We start from the raw sequence: 25374 nt of genomic DNA on the forward strand, positions 1-25374 counted from the left end.
ATTACGATGTTCAAACGCACCTCGCCTGCGCGCACCGCTGCAATGGCCGTGGCCCTGGTGGCCGGTCTGGCCGCCACCCCTGCGCTGGCGCACCCCGGGCACCTGGGCGATGGCCTGGTGGCGGGCCTGGCGCACCCCTTCCTGGGGCTCGATCACCTGCTCGCCATGCTGGCGGTGGGTCTCTGGGCGGCGACCCGCAAGGCCGCGCAGGCCTGGCAGGCCCCGGCCATGTTCCTTGCCTGCCTTGCGCTCGGCGGCGTCCTTGGTCTTGCGACCGGGGCCATCGGCGCGCTGGAGGGCGTGGTCGCGGGCTCGCTGGTCGTGCTGGCCGCGCTGCTGGTCGCCGCGCCCTTCGTCGGCAACCGCGCAGGGCTTGCCCTGATCGGTCTCTTTGCACTGGCCCATGGCCATGCCCATGGCGGGGAGGCGAGTGGTCTTGTGCCCGCCTACTTCGCCGGGTTCCTGGCCGCATCGGCCGCGCTGCACCTCATCGGCTGGAAGGTCGGTTGCCACCTCTTCGCCTCGCCTCTCGGGCGCTGGGCGGCGGGCCTTAGCATTGGCGGTGCGGGGCTGGCCCTCGCCTTTGGCTGAGCGGCGATAGCCAGGAGAAAGGACGCGTCATGGCGAGCACGACCTCCAAGCCCCACACCGAGGAAACGGTCTACGTCTACGAGGCGCCCGTGCGCCTGTGGCACTGGATCAATGCGCTGGCGATCCTCGTCCTGTGCCTGAGCGGCTATCTCATCGGCAAGCCGCTGCCCGCGATCGGCGGCGAGGCCTACGACCACTTCATGTTCGGCAAGATCCGCTTTGCCCATTTCGTTGCCGGGCAGATCCTCGTCGTGGGTTTTGTCTTCCGCTTCTACTGGGCCTTCGTGGGCAACGCGCACGCGCGTGAAATCTTCCACGTGCCGCTGACCCGCCCCTCGTACTGGAAGGAAATCTGGCACGAGATCAAGTGGTACGCGATGATGGAGAAGTCGCCCAAGAAGTACACCGGGCACAACCCGCTGGCGCGCATTTCCATGCACATCCTGTTCGTGTGGGGGATCGTCTTCATGATCCTGACCGGCTTTGCGCTCTACGGCGAGGGCGAGGGGCCGGGCGTGATCCACACCCTCTTCACCAGTTGGGTGATCCCGCTCTTCGGCCAGAGCCAGGACGTCCATACCTGGCACCACATGGGCATGTGGGTGATCGTGATCTTCGTCATCGTCCATATTTACGCCGCCGTGCGGGAAGACATCATGAGCCGCCAGTCGATCATCTCCTCGATGTTCTCGGGCTGGCGGACGTTCAAGGATGACGGGTCCTCGGACTGAGGTCCGCCCGTCCTCCCCCTCGAAGCGCCGGCGGCCGAATTTCCGCCCATCTCTCTCCCAGGCAGCCGGCGCTTCCCTTTCTGTGTGTAAGGATACTTTTCTAAGGAAACTTTCCAATATGGAAAGTTTATATCCATAGGGCGTGCGCGCAAGGCGTACGCCGTCGCGAGTGACTGCGCCTTCGCAGGGAGGCCGCCCACTTGGCACGGCCTTTGCTGTGCACATTGGCAAGACACTTTCCAATCGGGTCGGGGTGAAGCCGGAGCACGCGGCTAGCCCCACGGAGAAACGGCAAGACATGGCATCCCTCCCTGACAGCACACCTTCCGTTCTGGTGCTGGGCATCGGCAATCTCCTGTGGGCCGACGAAGGCTTCGGTGTGCGTGCGGTCGAGCACATGCACCGCCATTGGGCCTTCCCGGACAACGTGCGCCTGATCGACGGCGGCACCCAGGGGGTCTACCTTGTCCAGAACATCCGCGAGGCCGACATTCTCGTCGTCTTCGACGCCGTCGACTACGGCCTCGAACCGGGCACGATGAAGCGTGTGGAGGGCGAGGAAGTCCCCCGCTTCCTTGGCGCCAAGAAGGTCTCTCTGCACCAGACCGGCTTCCAGGAAGTGCTGATGATGGCCGAGATGCTCGGCGATCCGCCCGCGCACCAGCTCCTCATCGGCGTGCAGCCGGTCGAACTGGAGGACTACGGCGGCTCACTGCGTTCGCAGGTCAAGGACAAGATCGAGCCTGCCATCGCGATGGCGCTCGACTACCTCGCAGGCTTTGGCATCGTGGGCGAGCGCCGCACCGTTCCCCTCGGCGATGCCGAAAGCATCGGCAGTCTCGAGATGGTGCTCGAACGCTACGAGGGTGAGCGCCCCGACGCCGAGATCGCGCCGCGTCACGGGGACGACCGCGTGCTGGGCGCAGGCTTCGTGCCCCCCGCCGACTTTGACGCCGAGATGGCCGAACTGGTCAGCCGCATGCCGCTGGATGCGGCTGGGGCTACGGACCACGAGGGCGCGCGCTGATGTGCCTGGGTATCCCCATGAAGGTGGTCGAGGTCGCCGGGCCCGGCCGCGCGCTGTGCGCCAACGGCGATGTCTGGGTCGAGATCGACACGTTGCTGGTGGGCGATGTTGCCTCCGGCGAATGGCTGATGACCTTCCTTGGCGCCGCACGTGAGAAGATGGACGAGGTGAGTGCGCTGCGCAGCCGCGATGCCCTGACCGCGCTCGAAGCCATCATGAACGGCGGCGAGGTCGATATCGAGGCCGCCTTTGCCGACCTCATCGACCGTGAACCCCAATTGCCCGAACACCTGCGCAGCGGAGCCCCCAACTGATGACCCCCGTACTCGATTTCTCGCCGCTGCTGGAGGGCATCTGCCAGCGCCATGGTTACCCGATCGTGGGCGAGGCCGATCTCGACGCCGCACTCGAGGGGGCTGCGCTGGCCCTGCTGTTCTTCTGCGGAGACCACCGCCGTCTGGCCGAGAGCAACGATGTGGCCGTGGTCCTGCCCGAACTCGACAAGGCGTTGGCAGGCCATGCGCGCGTGCTGGTCTGCGCGCGCGAGGACGAGCGCGCCCTTCAGCGCCGCTTCCGCTTTACCGCCTTTCCCACGCTCGTCTTCCTGCGCGAGGGGCGCTATCTCGGCGCCATCGAGGGGATCCGCGATTGGTCCGACTATCTGGTCGAGATCCCCGAGATCCTGGGACGCGAGCCGAGCGATCCGCCTGCCTACAAATTGCCCGCCGGTTGCGGCGAGAGCCGCTGAGGAGCCCCCATCCCATGACGTCCTTCCCCTCTGTGCCTGGTATGGGCGCACTCGTTGGCCCGGGCAGCCAGCCCGAGAGCTTCGACGGCTCCAAGCTTGACTACATGATCATGCCCAGCGGCATGAGCACCTTCTCTGCCGCCCACGTGCCCGAGGCGGACGATGCGGCGGGGCACGCCCCCGCGCTGGCCGCTCTGGGCGCGATGCTGGACGCGCTGCGCCACGCCGAGGCGACGGGCGAGGGCGGCCGGATCGACCTCATGGGCCTCGCGCCGGACGACCTTACCTTCGTTGATCAACTGCTGGGCGAGGGTGAGGTCTCCATTGTCGCAGGCGGCGATGCGCAGGCGCAGGAATCGGTCCTGGCCGGGCTGTGGCGCGTGCGCGTCGCCGGCGCCGATGGCCGCCGCAGCGCGGACTACGCCGAGATCGGCGCCTTCCCGCAGGACCTCCTGGCACAGGCGTTCGCGGGCGCGCAGTCCCATGTGGACCTGCCTGAAAGCGCTGGCCCCAACATCTTCAACGCGCCTGCGCTCGTCAGCGAGATCAACGAGCACGTGCCCCATGCGCGCGAAGCGGGCCGGGGGCCGCACATCATCAACCTCTCGCTCCTGCCGCACACCGAGGAGGACCTGGCTTTCCTCGAGAGCGTGCTGGGGCCGGGCGAGCTGATCGTCCTGTCGCGCGGCTATGGTAACTGCCGCATCCGCGCGAGCGGCACGCGCGACACCTGGTGGGTACGCTACTACAATTCGCAGGACACCCTGATCCTCAACTCGATCGAGATCAGCCCGATCCCCGAGGTCGCGCTGGCCGCGCCCGAGGACATTACGGATTCGGTCGAGCGCCTGTCCGAGATCCTCGACATCTACGCCCCGGCGGACGCCTGAGCATGTCCGCGTCCCCGACACCCTCCACGGACCATTTCTTCGCCGGCAGCTATGGCGGCGATGCCTCCAAGCTGTCCGACGACACGCGGCTGGAATGCAAGATCTGCTGGCACATCTACGAGCCTTCGCAAGGCTGCGCGTACTGGCAGATCCCGGCGGGCACGCCGTTCGCGGCGCTGCCCGATCACTGGACCTGCCCGGAGTGCGATGGCGCCAAGGGCGACTTCATGGTCATTCCGGACTGACCTCATGGAGACCTCGACCGAACTTTGCATGACTGACCTCTCGCTGTCCGATCTCTCTGCTCGGATCGAAGGGCTTTACGAGACCATCGCGCGCACGCGCATGGCGGACATCGGCATACTCAATCCCCGTCTCGGTGTTTCGATGCGCGGCTTGCGGCGCTATGGGGAGAACCATGTCGGTATTCTGGTCACGCCCTGGTTCATGAATCTCCTGTTCCTTCCCGTGAACGCGCCCGGTTCGACGGACGGCGGGCCCCCGCCGCGCATCGGCAGTCCGAGCACCTTCGCGCTGCCTTCGGGGACTTATGAGGGTATCGCGGGGCACGAGCTTGGCCTGGGCTGGCATTGGAGTTGTTCTCTGTTCTCGCCGATGTTCGAGTTCGCCGACATGGAGGGCGCGGTGGAGACTGCGGACGTCTCGCTCGATCTGCTCTTCGACGCCCCCGAAGGCGCGCGTGGGAATGACGCGGGGCAAACCGGAACCTCGGAGGAATTTCGCACGGCAATGGTGCGTCCCGACAGCCATGGCACACTGGACGCGCGGCTTGCGGCAATCGAGGCACGCGAGGCCGAAGCTGCGGCCGAGGCGCGCATCGCGGAGAGCCCTGAGCTGGAAACCGAGGTGCCCCGCAATCTCGACCGCCGCGCCCTGTTCGGTCTGCGGCGCAGCGAGGGGCAGCACGGCTGATGGTGCAGGGGCCCTTCCTTCGTATCGACGTGCCCTTGCCCGGCCCGGGTGAGGAGGAGCCGATCTTCATCGATTTTGCGGGCACCGGCCCGGTGGCGCGGCTGGTGACGGGCGCGCGTGCGGACGCGATGCCCGCGATGATCGGGCGGCTTTTTGCGATCTGCGTGAAGGCCCAGCAACTGGCATCCCGTGTGGCGCTGGCAGCTGCGCAGAACCTTGAAATTGATGCACAGGAGCTGGAGACGGCCCGCCATGGCGTCAGTCTGGAGGTGGTGCGCGAGACCGGGCTTCATATCCTCCTGGGCTGGCCCGCGCTGCTGGGCGAGAGCCCGCACAATGCGTCGGCCGCCGCGCTGCTGGCGGCCACGCAGGGCGCCGGGGATGCCGGGGCGCTTGACGAGGTGCTGACACAGGCGATCTTCGGATGCTCCCCCGGGCATTGGCTTGCGGAGCAGACAGGAGGCGGTGCCACGCTGCGCTGGGCTTTCGCGGGCGCAACGCCCGCCGCGCGGCTGCTGGCGCGCGCCATCGATGCGAGCGCGGTGCCGATCCATCCCGCCCCGCCGCCGGGAAGCCCGGTCGATCGCTGCGCCCGGCAGATGTTCGTTGCGCAACTCGATCCCGGAAGCCTTGCCTCCCATCACGCCGCGCGCCTGTTCGAGCTTGCCCGGCTTGCTGCCCCCCACATTGCAGGTAGGCCCCACGCTGCATTCCTTGCCGCGCGCTCCGACGCGCCCGGCCATGGCCGCGCGGAAATCGCCTGCGCGCGCGGAACCCTTGTTCACGAGGTCGAGGTGGCCGAGGGACGCATCGCGCGGTGCGAGATGCGCTCGCCGACCGATGTCGCCTTCGCGCCCTATGGGCCGGGACGCATGTGGTTGCAAACCGTGGCCGATGGCACGCTTGCCTGGCCATCCGAAGAGCGCGAGGCGGTCATGCGCGAGGTTCTGGCCGCGATCGATCCCTGCATGGAGTACCGCCTCACTTTCGCCTCTCCGGCCGCGGAAGGAGTGGTCTGATGCACGAGATGGCGCTGTGCGAATCCATCCGCCAGATCATCGAGGAGCAGGCCGGGGCCCAGGGCTTCACCCGCGTTGAACGAGTCGCGCTTGATGTCGGGGCCTTTTCCGGCGTCGAGGTTGAGGCGCTGCGCTTTGGCTTCGATGTCGTCATGCGCGGGTCCCTCGCCGAGACGGCACGGCTCGAGATTCACCAATCCAAGGGGCAGGGCTGGTGCCTGCCCTGCGCGCGCGAAGTCGAGATCGCGCAGCGCTATGATGCCTGTCCGCACTGCGGCAGCTACCAGATGCAGGTGACGGGCGGCGAGAACCTGAGCATTCGTGAACTGGAGGTCTTCTGATGTGTACCGTGTGCGGCTGTAGCGACGGGGAAACCCGGATCGAGGGCAAGGCGCAGGCCCATTCCCATGCGCACGGCCACGATCACCACCATCATCATGGCCATGGGCATCATCATCACGACCATGACCATGACCACCATCAGGCGCATGATCATCACCATGATCACGGGGGCCATCACCACCACGGTGAGCATGGCGATCTGCACTATGGTCAGGGGGCGGCGGGGACCTCGGTTCCGGGCATGAGCCAGACCCGTCTGATCCAGCTCGAAGCCGATATCCTGGGCAAGAACAATGGCTATGCGCAGGCGAACTGCGCGCAGTTTGCGCGAGATGGCATGTTCGTGCTCAACCTCGTCTCCTCGCCGGGCTCGGGCAAGACCACGCTTTTGTGCAAGACGCTGGAGGCCCTCAAGGACACGCTCGATCTCGCCGTGATCGAAGGCGACCAGCAGACCAGCGCCGATGCCGACCGAATCCGTGCAACGGGCGTACCCGCGATCCAGGTCAACACCGGCAAGGGCTGCCACCTCGATGCCCACATGGTGGGCCACGCGGTGGAAAGCCTGAAGCCGGCGAAGGGCTCGGTTCTCCTGATCGAGAATGTCGGCAACCTGGTCTGTCCGGCGGGCTTTGACCTTGGCGAAGCGCACAAGGTGGCGATCCTCTCTGTCACCGAGGGCGAGGACAAGCCGCTGAAGTACCCCGACATGTTCGCCGCCTCCGACCTCGTTCTCCTCAACAAGGTGGACCTTCTGCCCCACCTCGATTTCGATATCGAGGAGGCCGAGGCCAACGTGCGCCGGGTCAATCCGCGCGCCCGTGTGCTGCGCGTCTCGGCACGTTCGGGCGAGGGAATGGAGGCCTGGATGCAGTGGCTCAAGGGCGGGGCGATGATGGCCTCGGCCACGCTGCCTGCTACCGCGCCGCTCGCGGCCGAATAGGACCTTCACGCCATGTGCCTTGCCATTCCCGCTCTCGTCACCGCCGTCCTTGCCGACGACATGGCCACCGTGTCGCTGGGCGGGGTGGTCAAGACGGTCTCCGTCGCCCTGCTCGACGAGGTCGCGGTGGGCGATTACGTCCTCCTCCACGTGGGCTATGCGCTCCACAAGATCAGCGAGGAGGAGGCCGAGCGGACCCTGGCGATGATGGCCGAAGGCGGATTGCTCCAGGCCGAACTGGACGAGATCGCGGGAGACGCTGCATGAAGTACGTCGAGGAATTCCGCGACCGCGCGCTTGCCGAGAAGCTGTCCGCCGCGATCCGGGCCGAGGCTGATCCTGTACGCAGCTACAACTTCATGGAGTTTTGCGGCGGGCACACCCACGCGATCTTCCGCTACGGCGTGCAGGATCTGGTGCCCGCGAACGTCCAGTTCGTCCACGGTCCGGGCTGTCCTGTATGCATCCTGCCGATCCGCCGCCTCGACGATGCCATCGAACTGGCCGAGCGGCACGGCGTGATCCTGTGCTCCTACGGGGACATGCTGCGCGTGCCCGGCTCGAAGCGGCGTTCACTGCTCAGCGCGAAGGCACAAGGTGCGGATGTGCGCATGGTCTATTCCACGCTCGATGCGCTGGATATCGCGCGCCAGAACCCCGACCGGCAGGTCGTTTTCCTCGGCATCGGTTTCGAGACCACGACCCCGCCTACCGCGCTCGCCATCCGGCAGGCCGCCGACGAAGGGCTCACCAACTTTTCGGTCTTCTGCAACCACGTCCTGACGCCCGCAGCGATCCGCCACATCCTTGATGCGCCCGACATCGATCCGGACGAGGCCGTGCATCTCGACGGGTTCCTGGGGCCCAGCCACGTTTCCACCGTGATCGGCTCGAAGCCCTACGAGTTCCTCTCCGAGACCTACCGCAAGCCGGTGGTCATCGCCGGGTTCGAGCCGCTCGACGTCCTGCAGTCGGTGCTGATGCTGATCCGTCAGGTCAACGAAGGCCGGGTCGAGGTGGAGAACCAGTACGCGCGTGTCGTCACGCGCGAGGGCAACACCAAGGCGCAGGACCTCGTCGACGAAATCTTCGAGCTGCGCCCGGCCTTCGAATGGCGCGGGCTTGGCATGGTGGCCAGGAGCGCGCTCGCGATCCGGCCCGCCTATGCCGCCTTCGATGCCGAGGCGCGCTTTGACTTGAGCGACAAGACCTCGCGCGAGGTCAAGTCGTGCGAATGCCCCGCGATCCTGCGCGGGGTGAAGAAGCCCAAGGACTGCAAGCTCTTCGGCACCGTCTGCACGCCCGACAACCCGATGGGCAGTTGCATGGTCAGTTCGGAAGGCTCGTGCGCGGCCTACTGGACCTACCGCCGCGCCGAGACGCTGGCCGAGATGGCAAAGGACAAGGCCATGGCGGAGCAGGCCGCATGACCGCAATGCAGCCGATCCGCGCCAAGCGCTTTCCCGCCGATGCGCGCGTGACGATGAGCCACGGGGGGGGCGGACGTGCGACAAGCGAACTCATCGCCTCGGTCTTCGCGCCCCATTTCGCGAACCCGCTGCTGGAGCAGGGACACGACGCCGCGCGGCTGGACCGTCCGGCCGGGCGCATCGTCGTCTCGACCGACGGACACGTGATCTCGCCGCTGTTCTTTCCCGGCGGCGACATCGGTTCGCTCGCTGTTCACGGCACGCTCAACGATGTCGCGATGGGCGGCGCGCGGCCGATTGCGCTGACGGCTGCCTTCGTGATCGAGGAGGGCTTCCCGCTTGCCAACCTCGAACGCATCGCGGCCTCCATGGGCGAGGCCGCCCGCCGCGCCGGGGTGCCCATTGCGACTGGGGACACCAAGGTTGTCGAGCGCGGCAAGGGTGACGGGGTCTTCATCACCACCACCGGCATCGGCGTCGTGCCGGACGGCGTCGAGATCGGACCGGACCGCCTTGCCGCGGGCCAGGCCATTCTCCTGTCGGGCACGCTGGGCGACCATGGCGTCGCGATCATGTCACAGCGCCAGGGGCTGGAGTTCGAGACCACGATTACCTCGGACAGCGCCGCGCTCCACCGCATGGTCGCCGACATGGTGGCCGCCGTGCCGGGCATCGCGCTGCTGCGCGATCCGACGCGCGGCGGGCTTTCCTCCACGCTCAACGAACTAGTCGAGGGTACGCGGCTGGGCGTTCTGATCGAGGAAGCGGTGATCCCGGTGAAGGGCGAGGTCGCCTCGGCCTGCGAACTGCTGGGCCTCGACCCGCTCCACATCGCCAACGAAGGCAAGCTGGTCTGTATCTGCGAGGAGGCCGACGCCGAGACGCTGCTTGCCATCATGCGCAGCCATGGCGAGGGCACCGATGCCGCGCGGATCGGCACGGTCACGGCCGAAGAGCCCGGCTTCGTGCGCATGACCACCGCGATTGGAGGCACGCGCATTGTCGACTGGCTTTCGGGCGAACAATTGCCGAGGATCTGCTGATGCCCGATTCCGTCTCCAGCCTGCCTGTGGTGCTAGTCGTCGACGATGAGATCCGTTCGCTTGAATCGCTGCGCCGCATTCTCGATCACGATTTCGAGGTTCTGACCGCGGCCAGCACGGCGGCGGCCGAACGGCACCTTGAGGCGCAGAACGTCCACGTCATCCTGTGCGACCAGCGCATGCCCGAGCGCACCGGGGTCGACTTCCTGACCGAGGTGAAGACCCGCTGGCCCGATGTGATCCGCATGATCATCTCGGGCTACACCGATGCCCACGACATCATCGATGGCATCAACGAAGCGGGCATCTTCCAGTACATCACCAAGCCCTGGCACCCCGACAACCTGCTGCTGACGCTGAAGGCCGCCTGCCGCCTGTTCGACCTCCAGCGCCAGAATGACCTGCTCGCCATCGAGCTGAAGATGCTGCCCGAAGCCGCCGACAAGCTGGTGGGCGAGAGGCGCGACAAGCTGCGCCGCGCCTACAGCTTCGAGGACGGCATCGTGCGCGCGCCGGGCAGTCCGATGGAGGGTGTCTGCCGCCAGCTGGCCGATGTCGCGCCGTACGACCTGCCCGTCCTTCTGTTCGGCGCATCCGGGACCGGCAAGGAACTGGCCGCGCGCGCGCTGCACTATGGCTCGCACCGCTGGGACAAGCCCTTCGTGGTCGAGAACTGCGGCGCGCTGCCCGACGAACTGCTGGAGAGCGAGCTCTTCGGCCACCGCAAGGGCGCCTTTACCGGCGCGGTGGCCGACCACATCGGCCTGTTCGAGCGCGCCGATGGAGGCACCGTCTTCCTTGACGAGATCGGCGAGGTGTCGGCTGCTTTTCAGGTCAAGTTGCTGCGCGTGCTGCAGGAGGGCGAGGTGCGCCCGCTTGGCGGCACCGTCACGCGCAAGGTCAACGTGCGCGTGATCGCGGCGACCAACCGCAACCTGGACGAGGAAGTACGCGCCAAGCGCTTCCGCGCCGACCTGTTCTACCGCCTTGCCGGGATGATCGTGCGCCTGCCCGACCTCAAGGACCGCACCTGCGACCTGCCTGTCCTTGTCGAGGCCATTCTCGCCCAGGCGACGAAGGCCATGGACAAGCCGGTCCGGGGCGTGAGCGAGGCGGCCATGGCGCGGCTCGTTGCCTATCCCTGGCCGGGCAACGTGCGCGAACTCCAGAACGAGGTGCAGCGCATGGTGGTGCGCGGGCGCGAGGGGGAGTGGCTCGATGTCGATGTCCTCTCCTCGCGCGTGCGCGGCGGCGAAGGGGGCTCCCCGCGCGTCGAGACCACGAACGAGGCACCTGCCGAGAGCCCCGCGCCCGCAGCCCGTTCGGCCGAACAGGCGAGCGGTTCGCTCAAGGAGCGGGTCGAGGCGCTCGAAGCCGAGATGATCCGCGATGCGCTCATCCGCCACCGCTGGAACAAGAGCCAGGTCGCGCGCGAACTGGGCCTCTCGCGCGTGGGTCTGCGCTCCAAGCTCGACCGCTACGGGCTCGAGAACGTCCATCCCATCGCCCGCCGCGCGGTGCACTGATCCGTGGCGGACCAGGGACATAGAGGCACCCCGACACCCCCGCCGCTGCTGGCGGGCGGGATCGACGGGATCGCCGGGGCCTTGGGCGAAGGCGGCGGCGAGGAGCTGTGGATCGAGGTCATCCAGCAGATGGATGCGGTCTATTCCGAGCTCGTGGAATCGCAGACCGCGCTCGAGGAGCAGCACCGCGAACTGGGCGAGGCGCACGACTTCATCGGTTCCGTTCTCGATGCCATGACCGATGTCGTCATCGCCTGCGATGCCGAGGGGCACATCCTGCGCACCAACCGCGCGCTCGTGCGCATTCTGGGTGAGAGCGAGGAGGCGCTGCTGGGACGCGAGGTCGAGGCGCTCTTTGCGCCCGGCGAGCGCAAGGACGTCCATGCGGCGATGAACGAGGTGCGCGCAGGCACGCTGGTCGACCAGCGCGAATGGCACCTCCAGATGCCCGGCGGGGCGCTTGGCCTCATCTCCACCAACATCGCCCCGCGCCGCGAGGGAAGTGTGCGCTCCTGCGGCTTCGTCTTCGTCGGGAGGCCGCTGGGCGAACTGCAGCGCGCCTACCGCGAACTTGACGAGGCGCACAGCACGCTGAAGCGCACGCAGGAACAGCTTCTGATGAGCGAGAAGATGGCCGCGCTCGGCCGCCTTGTCGCGGGCGTCGCGCACGAACTCAACAACCCGATCAGCTTTGTCTTCGGCAACATGTACGCGCTCAAGCGCTACGGCGAGGCGATTGCGCGCTATCTTGAGGCGACGGGCCGCGCGCCCTCCGACCCCGAACTGGAGGCGCTGCGCACGCAGCTGCGCATCGACCGTATCCTGGAAGACATCGGCCCCCTCGTCGACGGGACGCTGGAAGGTGCCGAACGGGTGCGCGACATCGTCCAGGACCTGCGGCGTTTCTCCTCCAACCAGGAGGAAACGCCCGAGACCTTCAATCTCACCCGGCTTGTGCGCACGGCGGCGGAATGGGTGGCCAAGGCCCAGCGTGCGCGGCCCGACTTCCACTTCGAGCTGCCCGATCCGCTCGACGTGACAAGCCGTAAGGGCCAGCTGCACCAGATCGCGGTGAACCTGATCCAGAATGCCTGCGACGCGCTGGAGGGCCGCGAAGCGGGCGAGGTGCGGGTGACCGCCTGGCGCGAGGGCGCGCTGGTCTACCTGGAGGTAGCGGACAACGGACCGGGTATCGCGACCGCCAACCGCGACAAGATTTTCGAACCCTTCTTCACCACCAAGCCGATCGGTTCGGGAACGGGGCTTGGGCTCTACGTCAGCTACAATATGGCCGCAAAGCTGGGCGGGAGCCTCGCCTACGCTGAGAACGCGTCGGGGGGCGCTTCGTTCATCCTGGCGCTTCCGGCTGGCGAGGGCACGCCATGACCCGGCCCGTGCGCCTGCTCTGGCTGCAATCGGGGGGCTGCGGGGGCTGCACGCTCTCGCTGCTTGGCGCGCAGGGGCCCGATCTCGTCTCGGCCCTGGAGCTGGCCGGGGTGGAGATCGTCTGGCATCCGTCGCTGAGCGCGGCCAGCGGGAGGGAGGCGCGCGCGCGGATCGAGGCGGTCGCCTCAGGCGATGAACCTCTTGATATCTTCTGCCTCGAAGGTTCGGTGATGACGGGCCCCGATGGCACCGGCCTGTTCCACCGCATGGCCGGGACCGACGAGGCGATGATGCGCGTGATCGAGCGCGTGGCGCTGCGCGCGGACTATGTGCTTGCGGTTGGCAGCTGCGCGGCCTTTGGCGGAATTACGGCAGCGGGCGGCAACGAGGTCGGCGCGGTGGGGCTTGCCTACGACGGGCGCCAGGCGGGCGGCCTGCTGGGGCCCGACTTCCGTTCGGGCAAGGGCTTGCCGGTCATCAACATTGCGGGCTGTCCGATCCACCCCGACTGGTTTACCCAGACCGTTCAGCAGATTGCGGCAGGGGTTTTTGATGAGCGCGATATCGACGAGTGGCAAAGGCCGCTCGCCTACACCGGGCATCTTGTCCACCATGGCTGCGCGCGCAATGAGTTTTACGAGTTCAAGGCCAGCGCGGAAAACCTGTGCGACATGGGCTGCATGATGGAGCATCTGGGCTGCAAGGGCACGCAGGCGCGCGCGGACTGCAATATCCGTGCCTGGAACGGGTCGGGCTCCTGCCTTGATGGCAACTATCCCTGCATCAACTGCACCGCGCCGGGCTTCGAGGAGCCGGGCCATGAATTTACCCAGACGCCCAAGATTTCCGGTATCCCGGTGGGCCTGCCCACCGACATGCCCAAGGCCTGGTTCGTCGCGCTCGCCTCGCTGTCGAAGGCGGCCACGCCCGCGCGCCTCAAGGACAACGCCGCGCGCGACCGCATGGTGACGTTGCCGCGCGACAAGGCGCGGGATGCCGGTGGCGCAAAGCCGGGCAAGGGCAAGCAATGAGCGGGGAGGGCACACGCCTCATCATGGGGCCCTTCAACCGGGTCGAAGGCGATCTGGAAGTGCGCCTCGACACCAGTCTCGACACGGTGGTCAGCGCCGAGGTCTCCTCGCCGCTCTACCGCGGGTTCGAGCGCATGCTGGTGGGTAAGCCGGTCCACGACGCGCTGGTCTATGCGCCGCGCATCTGCGGCATCTGCTCGGTCTCGCAGTCGGTTGCGGCCGCGCGTGCGCTGGCAAGGCTCAGTCCCGCGGCCGTGCCCGAGGCGGGGGGCTACGCGGTGAACCTTGTCCACGCGGTCGAGAACCTGGCGGACCATTTTACGCATTTCTACCTCTTTTTCATGCCCGACTTCGCGCGCGAGGTGTACGCTAGGGAAGCCTGGTACGCGCCCATTGCGGCGCGGTTTCGCGCGATCAAGGGCAGCGCCGCGCGCGAGGCCTTGCAGGCCCGCGCCAGCTGGATGGAAATCATGGGGCTGCTGGCGGGCAAGTGGCCGCACACGCTCTCGATCCAGCCTGGAGGCTCGACCCGGGCGATCTCGCGGCCTGAGAAGGTCCAGGTGCTCACCCTCATCCGCCGCTTCCGTCAGTACCTGGAAACCACGCTCTTCGGGGACAAGCTGGAAGCCGTGGGCGAGCTGGCGAGCACCGAGGCTCTCCACGCCTGGAGCGAGGGGCGCAGCAGCGACTTCGCGCAGTTCCTCCAGGTGGCGCGCGCGCTGGAGCTGGACCGGCTCGGGCGTACCCGCAACGCGCATATGAGCTTTGGCGCCTACGAACAGGGTGCAGGGCATCTCTTCGCGCAAGGGGTGTGGGTGGCAGGCGCGGTGCAACCGCTTGAGACCGCGTCCATCGCCGAGGACGTGAGCCACGCCTGGTACGCGCAGATGGCCGGTGCGCACGGGCCTTTGCGCGATGCGCCGGTGCCTGACGTGCAGAACGAGGATGCCTATTCGTGGTGCAAGGCGCCGCGCCTGGGCGGACAGGTGGTGGAAGTGGGCGCGCTTTCCCGCCTGCTCGTGGATGGCCACCCCCTCGCGCTTGATATGGCCCGAAAGGGCGGCCATGTCACCGCGCGCATCGCGGCGCGTATGCTCGAACTCGCGCTCGTCGTACCCGCGATGGAGGGCTGGATTTCCGCCATCGATCCCGATGCACCCTTCATCGACCACAGCGCGCTGGCCCCGGTCGGGGAAGGCGCCGGGCTGACCGAAGCCGCGCGCGGATCGCTGGGACACTGGCTGTGCGCGGACGCAGGGCGGCTTGACCACTACCAGATCATCGCGCCCACCACCTGGAACTTCAGCCCGCGCGATAGGCGCGGTGTTCCCGGCCCACTGGAGCAGGCGCTGGAGGGAACCCCGATCCGGCCCGGCGAAGAGGAGCCGGTCGCGGTGCAGCACGTGGTCCGCTCGTTCGACCCGTGCATGGTCTGCACGGTGCACTGATGGCGCGCGCCGCCGATCCTCTCACCGTGGATCGCAGTTACCGGACCTTGCGCGTTCGCGGACAGGTGCAGGCGGTCGGCTACCGTCCGTTCGTGTGGCAGTGCGCCCGCGCGCTCGGGCTGGCGGGCGATGTTGCCAACGATGGCGAGGGTGTTCTTGTGCGCGTCGCAGGCCCATCCGAGGCGCTCGACCATTTCGAGGCGCGTCTGCGCCACGAGGCTCCGCCGCTGGCCCGCGTTCTCTCAGTGGAGGTGCTGGGGACCGCGCCGTTCGCATGTGGCGAGGACTTCGCGATTGCGCGCAGTGGCGGTGGGGCCGTGACGACGGGCATCGTGCCCGATGCGGCCACCTGTCCGGCGTGCCGCGCCGAACTGCGCGATCCGGCCGACCGGCGTTATGGCTATGCCTTTGGCAACTGCACCCATTGCGGTCCGCGCCTCTCGATCATGTCCGCGCTTCCCTATGACCGTGCCCGTACCAGCATGGCCGACTTCGCGCTGTGCGAGGCTTGTGCGCGCGAATACGCGGACCCAGCGGACCGGCGCTTTCACGCCCAGCCCATCGCCTGCCCCGCCTGCGGTCCCCGGCTGGAGTTGAGCGGAAAGGGGGAGGGCGCGCTCGATCCGCTGGCCGCCAGCGTGGACCTGCTGCGCAAGGGATGCATCGTCGCGATCAAGGGGCTGGGGGGCTACCATCTCGCCTGTCTCGCTTCAGATGCCGAAGTCGTGGCAAAGCTGCGCACGCGCAAGGCCCGTGATGCCAAGCCCTTCGCGGTCATGGTTCCCTCGCTCACAGCCGGGCGGGAGCTGTGCGAAGTGTCGGACGAAGCCGCGCAGGCGCTGGAGAGCCCGGCCGCGCCCATCGTCCTCCTGCCGCTTCGCCAGGACGGAGCCGCCTTGCCCGAGGGCGTGGCGCCGGGGCAGGATCACCTGGGGCTCCTGCTGCCCTACACGCCGCTCCACCACCTCCTGATGGATGCGCTGCAGGCGCCTCTGGTCATGACCTCGGGCAACCGCAGCGACGAGCCGCAAGTGACCGATGATGGCGAGGCGCGCACGAAACTTGCCGGGATCGCCGACGCCTGGCTTGGCCATGACCGGGCCATCGTCAACCGCATCGACGACAGCGTGATGGCCTTTGATGCGCGCGGGCCCGTGGTCCTGCGCCGGGCACGCGGACTCGCGCCCGACCCGATCCTTCTGCCCGAAAGCCTCGCCGCGCCCGTGCCGATCCTGGCCATGGGGGGCGAGCTCAAGGCGACATTCTGCTTGCTGCGTGGGCGCGAGGCCGTCCTGTCGCCCCATATCGGAGATCTCGAGGACGCGGTCGCGCGCGCCGACTATCGGCGCATGCTCGACCTATTCTGCGATCTCTACGCTTTCACGCCGGGCGCCATCGCGGTGGACGGCCACCCGGACTATGCTTCCACCCGGATCGGCAGGGCTCTGGCGCACGAGCGCGGCCTTCCGCTTGTCACCGTCGACCATCACCACGCGCACCTTGCGGCGTGTCTGGCCGAGAATGGCGTCGCGGCGGGCGAGACGGTCACGGCCCTTGTGTGCGATGGCCTTGGCCTTGGCGGCGATGGTACGCTGTGGGGCGGTGAGGTGCTGCGCGGTGGCTATGGCGAGGCCGCGCGGACCGGCGCGCTGCCCGCCGTGGCGCTTCCGGGCGGAGCGGCGGCGATGAAACAGCCCTGGCGCAACCTGCTCGCGCACCTCCGCCATGCCTTCGGGGACGAGTGGGCCGACGCGGTGCCATTGCTGGCCGAGCGCGTGCCCGCAGGACCATCGCGCCAGGTCCTGCAACGCGCCATTGCGCAGGGGCTCAACAGCCCGGTCTGTTCCTCGGGCGGGCGGCTGTTCGATGCGGTGGCGGCGGCGCTGGACGTGTGCGGGCCGAGCATCTCCCACGAAGGCGAGGCCGCCATGGCGCTGGAGGCCGCGGCCCGACCTTTCGTGACTGGGGAGGCAGGCTATCCCTTTGCGCTCGCGCGCGATGCGGCGGGCCTTGCGCGGCTGGACTTCGCGCACCTGTGGCAGGCGCTGGCGCGCGATCTGGGCGCGGGCGTACCGGTCGGGCAGATGGCCGCGCGCTTCCACCTGGGGCTGGCCGATGCACTTGTCGCGTTGGCAGGCGCGGGGGAGGCGTCCTTATCCCATGGTCGGGTGGCGCTGAGCGGCGGGGTGTTCAACAATCGCATCCTGCGCGAGGCGGTGGCGCAGCGGATTGAGGATGCGGGGGCTGTGCCCCTTGTCCATCGACGGGTTCCGGCAGGCGATGGCGGACTTTCGTTGGGGCAAGCGGCGGTGGCCGCGGCGCGGCTGAACAGGGGCGAGATGATCGGGGACTGGCAGGAGGACACGGGGACATGCTGAACGAACACGACCTCCGGCGGCGTATCGTCGGGGAAATGCACCTGCGGCGCTGGCCTCACGTCTGCGCGCCCTCCACGATCGTGCAGTTCGTGCGCGTGCTTGAACCGGACCAGCGCGAGGCCGAACTACGCTGCGTCGAGACGCTGCCCTCGGGCGGTGTCGCCGGGCGCAGCGAGAACCCTCGCCATCGCGCCGGATCGCTCGGCCCCGGCATTGCCTTTGGCTGGGAGCGCCAGAGCGAGGCCAGCACGACGACGCTGTTCATCGACCGCCTGCTGGTGGACGGAGAGGGCAATTTCACGCCCGATCCGGCTGCACTGGAAGCGCTGAGCTGGGCCAAGGGGATGCCGGGCAAGGTCCTGCGTGCGATCCGCGTGCTGATCGTGCCGGACGAGGACGCCGCCCGCACGCTGATCCCGGCGATGGGCTACGACCCGCTCGACCTTGTGAGCTGCCATATCTCCTGCCAGGACGGCGAACAGGCCGCGCGGGTGTGGTCCGACTTCCGTTTTCGCGACGAGGGCTACGGCCAGATCCTGGTGGCGGCCAACGGTATGGCGGGCGGCGATCTCTCGCGCTCGGTTCAGCGCCTGCAGGAACTGGGCAATTACCGCAATCTGGCGCTGCTAGGCCTGCCGGTGGCGCAGGATGGCTGGAAGCTGCTGGACCGGATCGAGGATGAACTCAGCGATCTCACCTCGCAGGTCGCCGACCCTGCCGTGCGCGACGATGATCTCCTGAGCGAGGTCACGCGCCTTTCAATGGAGCTGATCGCCCATTCGACCGAGACCGATTACCGCCTGAGCGCGACGCAGGCCTACGCCACCATCGTCGAGGACCGGCTGGAGGGGCTCCACATACGCGCCTGTCCGGGGCATCCCTCGCTCGCCGATTTTACCCAGCGCCGCTTCCTGCCCGCGGTGCGCACCTGCGCCGCGCATCGCCGCCGCGAGGAGCAGCTGGCCCAGCGCACCGAGCGGCTGGTCTCGCTGCTGCGCACCCGCGTCGAGACCCGCATCGAGAACCAGAACGGGCGCCTGCTTGCCTCAATGGAACGCTCGAGCACGCGCCAGCTGCGCCTGCAGCAACTGGTCGAGGGCCTCTCGGTCGTAGCGCTCAGCTACTATGGGATCAGCCTCATCGCTCACATGCTCGAAGGGGTGGAACTGCTGGCCCCGCACTTCCATGCACACCTTGTCGTAGCCGCGCTGACGCCGGTCATGGTGATCGGCATGTATCTGGGATTGCACCACCTCAAGAAGCGCATCCTCGACTGAGCACGGGCCTCAGGCCGCCGGGGCAGGTTTTGCGGCGCAGGTCCTGGCGATGAAGGTCGCATGGTCCGGCAGCCGCTCGGCGGCGCGGGCGAGCGTGGTGCGGCGCTGGTCGAGGAGGGCGCGCAGGTCCTTTTCAGGTAACAACCGGGTGCGCGGATTGACCGTGCGGGGCAGCACGCCTTGGCCCAGCATGATGGCAACCCAGCTGGGTTCCTGGTGCGATTCCAGATCGTACATCGGAACCCGGCCGCAGGCATCCCAGGCGTCGAGCTTGGCGCTAAGGGTGCCTGGCAGGTCCATCGCCGCGACCTGGCGCCAGAGCGGTTCGGTGCGGCGCGTGCGGCAGTAGTGGGCAATGATGAAGTCGCGGATGCGCTCGTATTCGAGCGCGGTCTGGCGGTTGTATTCGGCCGCCAGTGCGGGGTCGGGCACCTTGCCGGGCAGGAACTCGACGAGCCGGGTGACGCCGGTCTGGATCAGCTGGATCGCGGTCGATTCCAACGGTTCGAGGAAGCCTGCGGCAAGGCCGATGGCAATCACGTTGCCCTCCCAGAAACGGGAGCGGCGCCCGGGCGTGAAGCGCAGCAGGCGCGGTTCAGCCAGCGCCTCGCCGTCGAGACCATCCAGAAGCTGCGCGACGGCCTCGTCGTCCGAGATATGGGCGCTCGAATAGACATGGCCGTTTCCGGTGCGGTTCTGGAGCGGGATGCGCCATTGCCAGCCCGCCTTCTTCGCCGTGGAGCGGGTGAAGGGCGTGAAGCGTCCCGCGCGCGCGCAGGGAACAGCGGCGGCGCGGTCGCAGGGAAGCCACTGGCTCCAGTCCTCGAAGCCGACGCCCTGCGCCTGGCCCAGAAGCAGGCTGGCAAAGCCGGTGCAGTCGAGGAACACGTCGCCCTCGACGCGCCGATCCCCGTCAAGCTGGAGGGCGCGCACATGGGCGCTCTGGCCATCGCGGGTGACATGTTCGATGTGCCCTTCGATACGTTTGACGCCCATGCCTTCGGCCAAGCGGCGCAGGTACGCGGCGTAGAGCGCAGCGTCGAAGTGGAAGGCGTGGCGGAACTGCGCGGCTTCGCCCGAAAGCGCTTCGTGCGGCACGAAACGATCCTGGGAGGCCAGCACCTCGGCCATGGAAAAGTCGCCCAGCGCCGGAACCTGACCCTCGCGGGCAAGGCGCAGCCAGTGCTGGTGGACGGGAAGCCCGGCAATATCGGCGCCGTAGTCGCCAAAGCCGTGGAAGTGGCGGTTGCCGATCTCGCCCCAGTTGGCGAACTCGATGCCCAGCTTGAAGGTGCCGTTGGTGGCGGCCACGAACTCGGGCTCGTGGATGCCCAAAAACCGGTTGAGCTCCCCGATCAGGGGGACGGTCGCCTCGCCGACGCCGATGATGCCGATGTCCTCGGATTCGACGAGAGTGATCCGCGCGGCGGGAGGCGGGAGAAAACGAGCCAGTACCGCGGCCGAAATCCAGCCCGCACTGCCGCCTCCGGCAATGACGAAATGGACAGGCTGGGGTTCGGATCCGGCCATTGGCATGATGCTCCCGTCAGAAGTCGGCCCCGACCTCTTCCTTGCGGAGAAAGCCGGGGCCTTGGGAGGAGCTGGTATCAGAAGCGCGTGCGCACGACCATGGCGACGCGGCGGTCGGTCTCGGTCCAGCTGTAGCGCGGCTGGAAGCTGGGATCGCCCACGCGCAGGTACGTGCGCGAGGTGAGCAGGTTGGTGCCCTGCACGCCGACCTTGAGGTGCTCGTTCACGTTGACCAAGATCGAGGCATCAAGCTGGCCGTAGTCGTCGTTCCAGACCGGGTAGTTGATGTTCGCAGCCGACGTGGTCAGCAGGTACTTCTTGCGCCAGTTGTAGGCGACGCGGGCCGAAATGCCGGGCGTCTCGTAGATCGCGGCCACGTTGTAGGACCACTTCGAGAGGCCTTCGAGCGGCAGGTTGAGGCCTGCGTTCTCGCCGTTGGCGGTGTCGAAGACGTTGACCGAGGAGTTCGCGCCACCGGTCGAGTCGACGTAGGTCAGGTTGCCGGTGAAGCCCAGGCCCGAGAGCGGTCCGGGCAGGAAGTCGAGGAACTGGGTGTAGGCCAGCTCGAAGCCCTTGATCTTGCCCTTGGCACCGTTGGTCTGGCGGTTGACGTCGAAAGTGATCGTCTCGCCGCCGCTGGTGTACTCCTGCTGCTCCAGGCCGACGAAGATGTAGTCGCTGATTTCCTTGTAGAAGAGCGCCAGCGTCAGGCTGTTCGAGCGGCCGTAGTAGTACTCGAAGCTGAGGTCGAAGTTGTTCGAGCGCGTGGGCTTCAGGTCCGGGTTGCCCGCGGTGCCGGTGAACGCGGTGGTCGCACCGCCCACGCCCGTGCCGTTGGGGTTGCCGTCGTTGTCGAACGAGAAGTTCAGCGAGGTGTAGGGGTTCAGCTGCGCGAAGGTCGGACGCGAGATGCCCTTCGAGGCCGCGAAGCGAACCTGGAAGTCGTCGGTCACGAAGTAGCGCAGGTTGAAGCTGGGCAGAACATCGGTGTAGCTGTTGCTGCCCGCGGTGATCGAAGTACCCAGATCGCCCGAGGCAAAGGCCATGGCGCTGTTGAAATCATCGCAGCTGGTCGCGACGGCCGGGTCACAGGTCGTCGAGATGGTGCCGACGTTGATCGCTGAACCCAGCGAATTGAGCTTGGTGTGGACTACCCGCACGCCCACGTTGCCGTCGAAGCGGCCGACCGGGCTGTAGTCCATGCCGAAGCGCGCCATCGCGTAACCCGCGAGCACTTCCTGGCCCTGATTGTTGATGCCGCCCTGGCCGGTGGTCTGCGAGAAGTCGTCGCTGAGCGGAGCCCAGCCCCAACCGTTGGAGAGCGTGGCGCCCAGGTAGTCGAAGGCATGGCCGGTGCCCTGGTTGACGAGGCTGGGTGCGGGCAGCCAGAGGCCCGAAGTCGGGTTGCTGGCTTCGCCGCGGAAGAAGTTGTTGAAGGGCACGAAGGTGGACTGGTTGGGCAGGTCCGCGATCTGCGGGCCACCCGGGTAGCCAGTCTCATCAAGGCGCACTTCGTTGCCCGGAAGCCAGTACTGGCCCGAAAGAAGGCCCCAGTTGTAGGTGGTCTGGCGCGTGATCGCGGTGCGGTCCGACCAGCGGCCGCCGACCTTGAGGGACTTCAGGAAGCCTTCGTCGAACTTGTATTCGACATCGCCGCGGATCGCCCACTGGTCCGCCTCGTTGTCCTCGAGGTGGTCCATCGCGGCGGCCCACCAGTTCGCGCCCTTTTCGGCAAGCGACTGGGAGGGGTCGGTCGGACGCATGTTCATGTAGGGGGTGTTGCCGTCGAGGTCGAAGTCGAAGGTGGTGCCCACGTCCGTGCCGGTGAAGGCGGTCATCGAATAGACGCTGGCGGTCGACTTCGAGTACTGGACATCGGCCGTGACGGTCCAGTGGCTGTCGGGCTCCCACAGGGCCTTGAACGAGTAGTCCTGGTTCTTCTTGTCCTGGCTGCCGGCGCGTGTGTCGAGCAGCGGCTGCTGGTTGTCGGCAACGCCCGACACAAGCTGGTTCTGTTCACCGTAGACGAAGCCCGGGGTCGACGGGTCCATCTGGGTCGAATTGCCGATGTAGTATTCGGTGTCGCGCGGCTTGGCGGTCGAGATCAGCGCCTCGGCGGTGAACTCGAGCGTACCCGAGGGGCGCCACTGCAGCGAGGCGTCGAAGGCGCGGCGTTCCTGCTGCCAGTCGATGCGGCGGAAGCCGACCGAGTTGGGCACGTAGACCGTGTCGCCCGCGTTGTAGCCGTTCGCGTCGGTCGGCATCTCGCGCTGGAGGAAGCGGTCGGCCGAGATCGAGTCGGTGCGGTTGCCGATGTTGCTGATCGAGTAGGAAACGAGGACGCCGATTTCGCCCAGGCCCGTGTCGAAGCGGTCGCTGACGAGCGCGCTGCCCGACAGGAAGCTCTTGGAGCGCAGGTCCGCGTAGTTCACGTCGCCCGAAACCGCAGCCACGAAGCCCGGCGCATCGAAGGGCTTGCGCGTGCGCAGGTCGATGGTGCCGCCGATGCCGCCCTCGATCATGTCCGCCGAGGGGTTCTTGTAGACGTCCACGCCCGACATGAGGTCGGCCGAGATGTCCTCGAACGAAAGCGAGTTGCCGCTGTTGGCCGAGAACACGTCACGGCCGTTGAGCTCGGAGCGCACGAAGGAGAGGCCGCGAATGAAGACGCCGCCGCCTTCACCCGACAGACGCGCGGGATCGCGCGCCTCGCTGGTGCGCTGCAGGGTGACGCCCGGGATGCGCTGGAGCGCTTCGGAAACCGAACGGTCGGGAAGGGCGCCGATGTCCTGCGCGGTGATCGAATCGACGACGACTTCGGCGTCGCGCTTGCGGTCGATCGCGCTCTCGAGCGAGGCGCGGATGCCGGTGACGATGATCGCCTGCTCTTCGTTGAGCGTGGCTTCGGCAGGCGTGTCCGCCTCCTGAGCCGCGGCGAGCGCGGGCATGGCGCAGATCGCGAGTGCGGTCGCGGAGGTGCCTGCGCGCAGGAGCATATCCCCACGGATTCCGGTGAAACTGTTACGAATGCGAGTGAACGCTGCCATTTCGGTGCCCTCCTGTCCCAACTCTGCTGCGCTGCATCTATTAGATAGCGCTATCATTTTGCGATGCGGCAAAAACTATAGGTACGAATGCTGACGATTGCCGCGCCGTGGCGCTGGCTACTATCACCGGTGAAATACCCGCGCAACACAAAATGATGACCGCTAACATTTGTCGGTCCAGTGTTGCGCGAACGCGTCACGGTGCGCGTTTCCTATTGGAAAGGCGCTTGAAAATTTTCGATTTGGGCGAACTGATCGCTTAGCGATTATCGTCGTTGAGGGCCTGCGCGATTGCCGCTGCGGCAATCGGAGCCATGACCTCATAGCCCGCCGCGGTGGGATGGATGCCATCCTTCGTGAATGCCGGTTTCAGCAGACCCTTGTCGGTCTTCATCGCCGGGGCGTAGTCGGCGAAGGCGTAGCCGCGTGCGGCGGCAAGCGCGCGCAGCCGGGCGTTGATCGCGCGCAACTGGGCGGGCTTGCGTTCGGCCTCGACCCACTGCGCCTCGGGCGTGTTGGTGACCGGCAGGATCGAGCAGAGCACGACCTTGATGCCGTGGCGCTCGGCGATGTCGGCCATCGCGGTGATGTTGCTGACGATACCCTCGGTGGTCTCCACCTGAAGCATGCCCGAGACATCGTTGACGCCGCCCAGGATGACCACGGCGCGGGGCTTCAGGGCGACGACGTCCTGCTCGAAGCGAACCAGCATCTGCGCGGTGACCTGCGCGCCGATGCCGCGGTTCACATAGGGCTTGCCGGGAAAGAAGCGTTCGAGATTCCACAAGTCGGTGATCGAATCGCCCATGAAGACAACGCGCTGTTCGCCCGGCGCGGGCGGTGCCAGCTTCGCGTTGGCGGGCGCGTAGAGATAGCGCTCACCGAAGTCGCGCATCATGGAGGGGACCAGCTTGTCGCGGAATGGGCCGGCCCAGGGGCCCCAGTCGCGGGTCTCCTCGACGGTGCGGCGTTCCGGGCTCGACTGGTAGGGCGCGGGCTCGTCCGCCGCGATCAGGAGGGCCGCTCCGGCGACCAGCAGGCCAAGGCGCTTCATGCCGCGAAGACTCCGTGGCGCTGGCCGTAGGCGTAGAACAGGTCGGGCCAGGCGTGGGCGGGCGTGGCGGGATCGAGGCGCACGCCGAAGCCGTGACCGCCCTTGTCGAAGCCGTGGAATTCGCACGGGCGCTGCTGCGCGAGCATCGCCGAGTACATCGCGAGCGAATTCTGGATGGGCACGAGGCCATCGTCGCTCGCTGCGGTGAGGAAGACCGGCGGGGTGTCCGCGCCAACCCGGTTCTCGACCGAGGCGTATTTGGCATCCTTGGCGGGCGCCCCTTCGCCCAGCAGGTTGTCGCGCGACCCGGCGTGGGTGAAGGGTTCGGCCAGCGAGATGACCGGGTAGATAAGCCCGGCAAGGTCCGGGCGGGCGGAGACTTCGTCGATCGCGTCGAGCGGTGCATAGGTCTCTTCGGCAAAGCGCGTGGCGAGGCTGCCGCCCAGATGGCCGCCCGCCGAAAAGCCGAGCACGGCCAAGCGCTTCGGATCGAGCGCGAATTCGCTGGCGCGCGAGCGGATGATCCGCATGGCGCGCTGCGCGTCCTGCAAGGGCACGAGGGCGCGCTTGGCCCAGCCCTCTGCGGGAAGGCGGTAGGAGAGGATGAAGCAGGTGACGCCGCGCTGGGTCAGCCAGCGGGCCTGCTCCTCCCCCTCATTGTCCCAGGCGAGGAAGCCGTAGCCGCCGCCCGGGATCAGCAGTACCGCGGAACCATTGCGGTAGGCGGGCTGGCGCACCTCGAGCCAGGGCGTGCCGACGCCGGTCACGATGCGCTCATCGAAGCTGGGGTCCGTGCTCCCTTGCGAAACCTTGCGTTCGGGCAGGCGCGCAGGGGCCCCGGGCGCCTTCTTTGGCCAGAGCGGGATCGTCGGCCCCGAGGTGGTGATCGCCTTGGGGCCCGCGTGCGCGCTGCGGCTGCGCGCGGTGGCGGCCACGCCCAGCGCGGCGAGGCCGCCGAGCAGGGCCCGGCGCGAGGTGGCGGGGGAAGCAGTCATCGCGC

General features: G+C 67.5%; 24 protein-coding genes. 20 read left to right on the forward strand and 4 right to left on the reverse strand.

Annotated features, from left to right (window positions below):
- The first annotated feature begins 6 nt into the window (after positions 1-6).
- The 20 genes from LC060_RS02985 (at position 7) to LC060_RS03080 (ending at position 18743) form a co-directional block, all read left to right on the forward strand.
- The gene (locus tag LC060_RS02985) at positions 7-591 is read left to right on the forward strand and encodes a HupE/UreJ family protein (RefSeq protein WP_226632560.1); all 585 of its coding nucleotides are present in this window, start codon (positions 7-9) and stop codon (positions 589-591) included.
- 29 nt (positions 592-620) lie between these two features.
- Positions 621-1322: a Ni/Fe-hydrogenase, b-type cytochrome subunit gene (gene cybH / locus LC060_RS02990; RefSeq protein WP_226632561.1), complete on the forward strand. Its 702-nt coding sequence runs from the start codon at positions 621-623 to the stop codon at positions 1320-1322.
- Between the two features lie 298 nt (positions 1323-1620).
- Complete coding sequence (locus LC060_RS02995; RefSeq protein WP_226632563.1) at positions 1621-2349, forward strand: HyaD/HybD family hydrogenase maturation endopeptidase; 729 nt, start codon at positions 1621-1623, stop codon at positions 2347-2349.
- Positions 2349-2663: a HypC/HybG/HupF family hydrogenase formation chaperone gene (locus tag LC060_RS03000; protein ID WP_226632565.1), complete on the forward strand. Its 315-nt coding sequence runs from the start codon at positions 2349-2351 to the stop codon at positions 2661-2663. Before LC060_RS02995 ends, LC060_RS03000 begins: the two co-directional genes overlap by 1 nt.
- On the forward strand, positions 2663-3097 hold the full coding sequence (locus LC060_RS03005; RefSeq protein WP_226632566.1) for a hydrogenase-1 expression HyaE: 435 nt from the start codon (positions 2663-2665) through the stop codon (positions 3095-3097). The genes LC060_RS03000 and LC060_RS03005 overlap by 1 nt, the downstream gene beginning before the upstream one ends.
- Positions 3098-3111: 14 nt before the next feature.
- The gene (locus LC060_RS03010; protein ID WP_226632568.1) at positions 3112-3987 is read left to right on the forward strand and encodes a hydrogenase expression/formation protein; all 876 of its coding nucleotides are present in this window, start codon (positions 3112-3114) and stop codon (positions 3985-3987) included.
- A gap of 2 nt (positions 3988-3989) precedes the next feature.
- Positions 3990-4232, forward strand: coding sequence for a rubredoxin (locus tag LC060_RS03015; protein WP_226632570.1), 243 nt, complete (start codon positions 3990-3992; stop codon positions 4230-4232).
- A 28-nt stretch (positions 4233-4260) separates the two neighbouring features.
- The gene (gene hybE, locus LC060_RS03020; protein ID WP_226632572.1) at positions 4261-4920 is read left to right on the forward strand and encodes a [NiFe]-hydrogenase assembly chaperone HybE; all 660 of its coding nucleotides are present in this window, start codon (positions 4261-4263) and stop codon (positions 4918-4920) included.
- Complete coding sequence (locus LC060_RS03025; RefSeq protein ID WP_226632574.1) at positions 4920-5939, forward strand: hypothetical protein; 1020 nt, start codon at positions 4920-4922, stop codon at positions 5937-5939. The genes hybE and LC060_RS03025 overlap by 1 nt, the downstream gene beginning before the upstream one ends.
- A complete protein-coding gene (hypA, locus tag LC060_RS03030) occupies positions 5939-6280 on the forward strand; it encodes a hydrogenase maturation nickel metallochaperone HypA (RefSeq protein WP_226632576.1) in 342 nt (113 codons plus the stop codon). The genes LC060_RS03025 and hypA overlap by 1 nt, the downstream gene beginning before the upstream one ends.
- Positions 6280-7224 carry a hydrogenase nickel incorporation protein HypB gene (gene hypB, locus LC060_RS03035; RefSeq protein WP_226632578.1) on the forward strand — a complete coding sequence of 315 codons (945 nt, stop codon included), beginning with the start codon at positions 6280-6282 and terminating at the stop codon, positions 7222-7224. Before hypA ends, hypB begins: the two co-directional genes overlap by 1 nt.
- Before the next feature lie 12 nt (positions 7225-7236).
- A complete protein-coding gene (locus tag LC060_RS03040) occupies positions 7237-7491 on the forward strand; it encodes a HypC/HybG/HupF family hydrogenase formation chaperone (protein ID WP_226632580.1) in 255 nt (84 codons plus the stop codon).
- Entirely contained in the window at positions 7488-8654 is a 1167-nt protein-coding gene (gene hypD / locus LC060_RS03045) for a hydrogenase formation protein HypD (protein ID WP_226632582.1), read from the forward strand. Before LC060_RS03040 ends, hypD begins: the two co-directional genes overlap by 4 nt.
- Positions 8651-9697, forward strand: a complete 1047-nt coding sequence (gene hypE / locus LC060_RS03050; protein ID WP_226632584.1) for a hydrogenase expression/formation protein HypE — start codon at positions 8651-8653, stop codon at positions 9695-9697. Before hypD ends, hypE begins: the two co-directional genes overlap by 4 nt.
- Entirely contained in the window at positions 9697-11223 is a 1527-nt protein-coding gene (locus LC060_RS03055) for a sigma-54-dependent transcriptional regulator (protein ID WP_226632586.1), read from the forward strand. Before hypE ends, LC060_RS03055 begins: the two co-directional genes overlap by 1 nt.
- 3 nt (positions 11224-11226) lie before the next feature.
- On the forward strand, positions 11227-12609 hold the full coding sequence (locus LC060_RS03060; RefSeq protein WP_226632588.1) for a sensor histidine kinase: 1383 nt from the start codon (positions 11227-11229) through the stop codon (positions 12607-12609).
- Complete coding sequence (locus tag LC060_RS03065) at positions 12606-13640, forward strand: HupU protein (protein WP_226632590.1); 1035 nt, start codon at positions 12606-12608, stop codon at positions 13638-13640. Before LC060_RS03060 ends, LC060_RS03065 begins: the two co-directional genes overlap by 4 nt.
- A complete protein-coding gene (locus LC060_RS03070; RefSeq protein ID WP_226632592.1) occupies positions 13637-15088 on the forward strand; it encodes a nickel-dependent hydrogenase large subunit in 1452 nt (483 codons plus the stop codon). The genes LC060_RS03065 and LC060_RS03070 overlap by 4 nt, the downstream gene beginning before the upstream one ends.
- Entirely contained in the window at positions 15088-17466 is a 2379-nt protein-coding gene (gene hypF, locus LC060_RS03075; protein WP_226632594.1) for a carbamoyltransferase HypF, read from the forward strand. Before LC060_RS03070 ends, hypF begins: the two co-directional genes overlap by 1 nt.
- Complete coding sequence (locus LC060_RS03080) at positions 17460-18743, forward strand: DUF3422 domain-containing protein (protein ID WP_226632596.1); 1284 nt, start codon at positions 17460-17462, stop codon at positions 18741-18743. Before hypF ends, LC060_RS03080 begins: the two co-directional genes overlap by 7 nt.
- A gap of 9 nt (positions 18744-18752) precedes the next feature.
- Here LC060_RS03080 and LC060_RS03085 read toward each other — a convergent pair whose 3' ends face one another.
- The 4 genes from LC060_RS03085 to LC060_RS03100 form a co-directional block, all read right to left on the reverse strand.
- Positions 18753-20273 carry a tryptophan halogenase family protein gene (locus LC060_RS03085; RefSeq protein WP_226632598.1) on the reverse strand — a complete coding sequence of 507 codons (1521 nt, stop codon included), beginning with the start codon at positions 20271-20273 and terminating at the stop codon, positions 18753-18755.
- A 77-nt stretch (positions 20274-20350) separates the two neighbouring features.
- Positions 20351-23320: a TonB-dependent receptor gene (locus LC060_RS03090; RefSeq protein WP_226632600.1), complete on the reverse strand. Its 2970-nt coding sequence runs from the start codon at positions 23318-23320 to the stop codon at positions 20351-20353.
- A gap of 259 nt (positions 23321-23579) precedes the next feature.
- Positions 23580-24374, reverse strand: a complete 795-nt coding sequence (locus LC060_RS03095; RefSeq protein WP_226632602.1) for a GDSL-type esterase/lipase family protein — start codon at positions 24372-24374, stop codon at positions 23580-23582.
- Positions 24371-25369 carry an alpha/beta hydrolase gene (locus tag LC060_RS03100; RefSeq protein ID WP_226632604.1) on the reverse strand — a complete coding sequence of 333 codons (999 nt, stop codon included), beginning with the start codon at positions 25367-25369 and terminating at the stop codon, positions 24371-24373. The genes LC060_RS03095 and LC060_RS03100 overlap by 4 nt, the downstream gene beginning before the upstream one ends.
- Between the last annotated feature and the right edge of the window lie 5 nt (positions 25370-25374).

The organism is Novosphingobium profundi (assembly GCF_020524485.1).
GTDB classification, from domain to species: Bacteria; Pseudomonadota; Alphaproteobacteria; order Sphingomonadales; family Sphingomonadaceae; genus Novosphingobium; species Novosphingobium profundi_A.

Excerpts from the sequence above, each read along its gene's own strand:
- LC060_RS03065 (WP_226632590.1), top strand. The coding sequence starts at position 12,606 with ATGACCCGGCCCGTGCGCCTGCTCTGGCTGCAATCGGGGGGCTGCGGG.
- LC060_RS03070 (WP_226632592.1), top strand. The coding sequence starts at position 13,637 with ATGAGCGGGGAGGGCACACGCCTCATCATGGGGCCCTTCAACCGGGTC.
- cybH (WP_226632561.1), top strand. The coding sequence starts at position 621 with ATGGCGAGCACGACCTCCAAGCCCCACACCGAGGAAACGGTCTACGTC.
- hypE (WP_226632584.1), top strand. The coding sequence starts at position 8,651 with ATGACCGCAATGCAGCCGATCCGCGCCAAGCGCTTTCCCGCCGATGCG.
- LC060_RS03080 (WP_226632596.1), top strand. The coding sequence starts at position 17,460 with ATGCTGAACGAACACGACCTCCGGCGGCGTATCGTCGGGGAAATGCAC.
- LC060_RS03000 (WP_226632565.1), top strand. The coding sequence starts at position 2,349 with ATGTGCCTGGGTATCCCCATGAAGGTGGTCGAGGTCGCCGGGCCCGGC.
- LC060_RS03090 (WP_226632600.1), bottom strand. The coding sequence starts at position 23,320 with ATGGCAGCGTTCACTCGCATTCGTAACAGTTTCACCGGAATCCGTGGG.
- hypD (WP_226632582.1), top strand. The coding sequence starts at position 7,488 with ATGAAGTACGTCGAGGAATTCCGCGACCGCGCGCTTGCCGAGAAGCTG.
- hypB (WP_226632578.1), top strand. The coding sequence starts at position 6,280 with ATGTGTACCGTGTGCGGCTGTAGCGACGGGGAAACCCGGATCGAGGGC.
- LC060_RS03100 (WP_226632604.1), bottom strand. The coding sequence starts at position 25,369 with ATGACTGCTTCCCCCGCCACCTCGCGCCGGGCCCTGCTCGGCGGCCTC.
- LC060_RS03085 (WP_226632598.1), bottom strand. The coding sequence starts at position 20,273 with ATGGCCGGATCCGAACCCCAGCCTGTCCATTTCGTCATTGCCGGAGGC.
- hypA (WP_226632576.1), top strand. The coding sequence starts at position 5,939 with ATGCACGAGATGGCGCTGTGCGAATCCATCCGCCAGATCATCGAGGAG.
- LC060_RS03025 (WP_226632574.1), top strand. The coding sequence starts at position 4,920 with ATGGTGCAGGGGCCCTTCCTTCGTATCGACGTGCCCTTGCCCGGCCCG.
- hypF (WP_226632594.1), top strand. The coding sequence starts at position 15,088 with ATGGCGCGCGCCGCCGATCCTCTCACCGTGGATCGCAGTTACCGGACC.
- LC060_RS03095 (WP_226632602.1), bottom strand. The coding sequence starts at position 24,374 with ATGAAGCGCCTTGGCCTGCTGGTCGCCGGAGCGGCCCTCCTGATCGCG.
- LC060_RS02985 (WP_226632560.1), top strand. The coding sequence starts at position 7 with ATGTTCAAACGCACCTCGCCTGCGCGCACCGCTGCAATGGCCGTGGCC.
- LC060_RS03015 (WP_226632570.1), top strand. The coding sequence starts at position 3,990 with ATGTCCGCGTCCCCGACACCCTCCACGGACCATTTCTTCGCCGGCAGC.
- LC060_RS03040 (WP_226632580.1), top strand. The coding sequence starts at position 7,237 with ATGTGCCTTGCCATTCCCGCTCTCGTCACCGCCGTCCTTGCCGACGAC.
- LC060_RS03010 (WP_226632568.1), top strand. The coding sequence starts at position 3,112 with ATGACGTCCTTCCCCTCTGTGCCTGGTATGGGCGCACTCGTTGGCCCG.
- LC060_RS03055 (WP_226632586.1), top strand. The coding sequence starts at position 9,697 with ATGCCCGATTCCGTCTCCAGCCTGCCTGTGGTGCTAGTCGTCGACGAT.
- LC060_RS02995 (WP_226632563.1), top strand. The coding sequence starts at position 1,621 with ATGGCATCCCTCCCTGACAGCACACCTTCCGTTCTGGTGCTGGGCATC.
- LC060_RS03005 (WP_226632566.1), top strand. The coding sequence starts at position 2,663 with ATGACCCCCGTACTCGATTTCTCGCCGCTGCTGGAGGGCATCTGCCAG.
- hybE (WP_226632572.1), top strand. The coding sequence starts at position 4,261 with ATGACTGACCTCTCGCTGTCCGATCTCTCTGCTCGGATCGAAGGGCTT.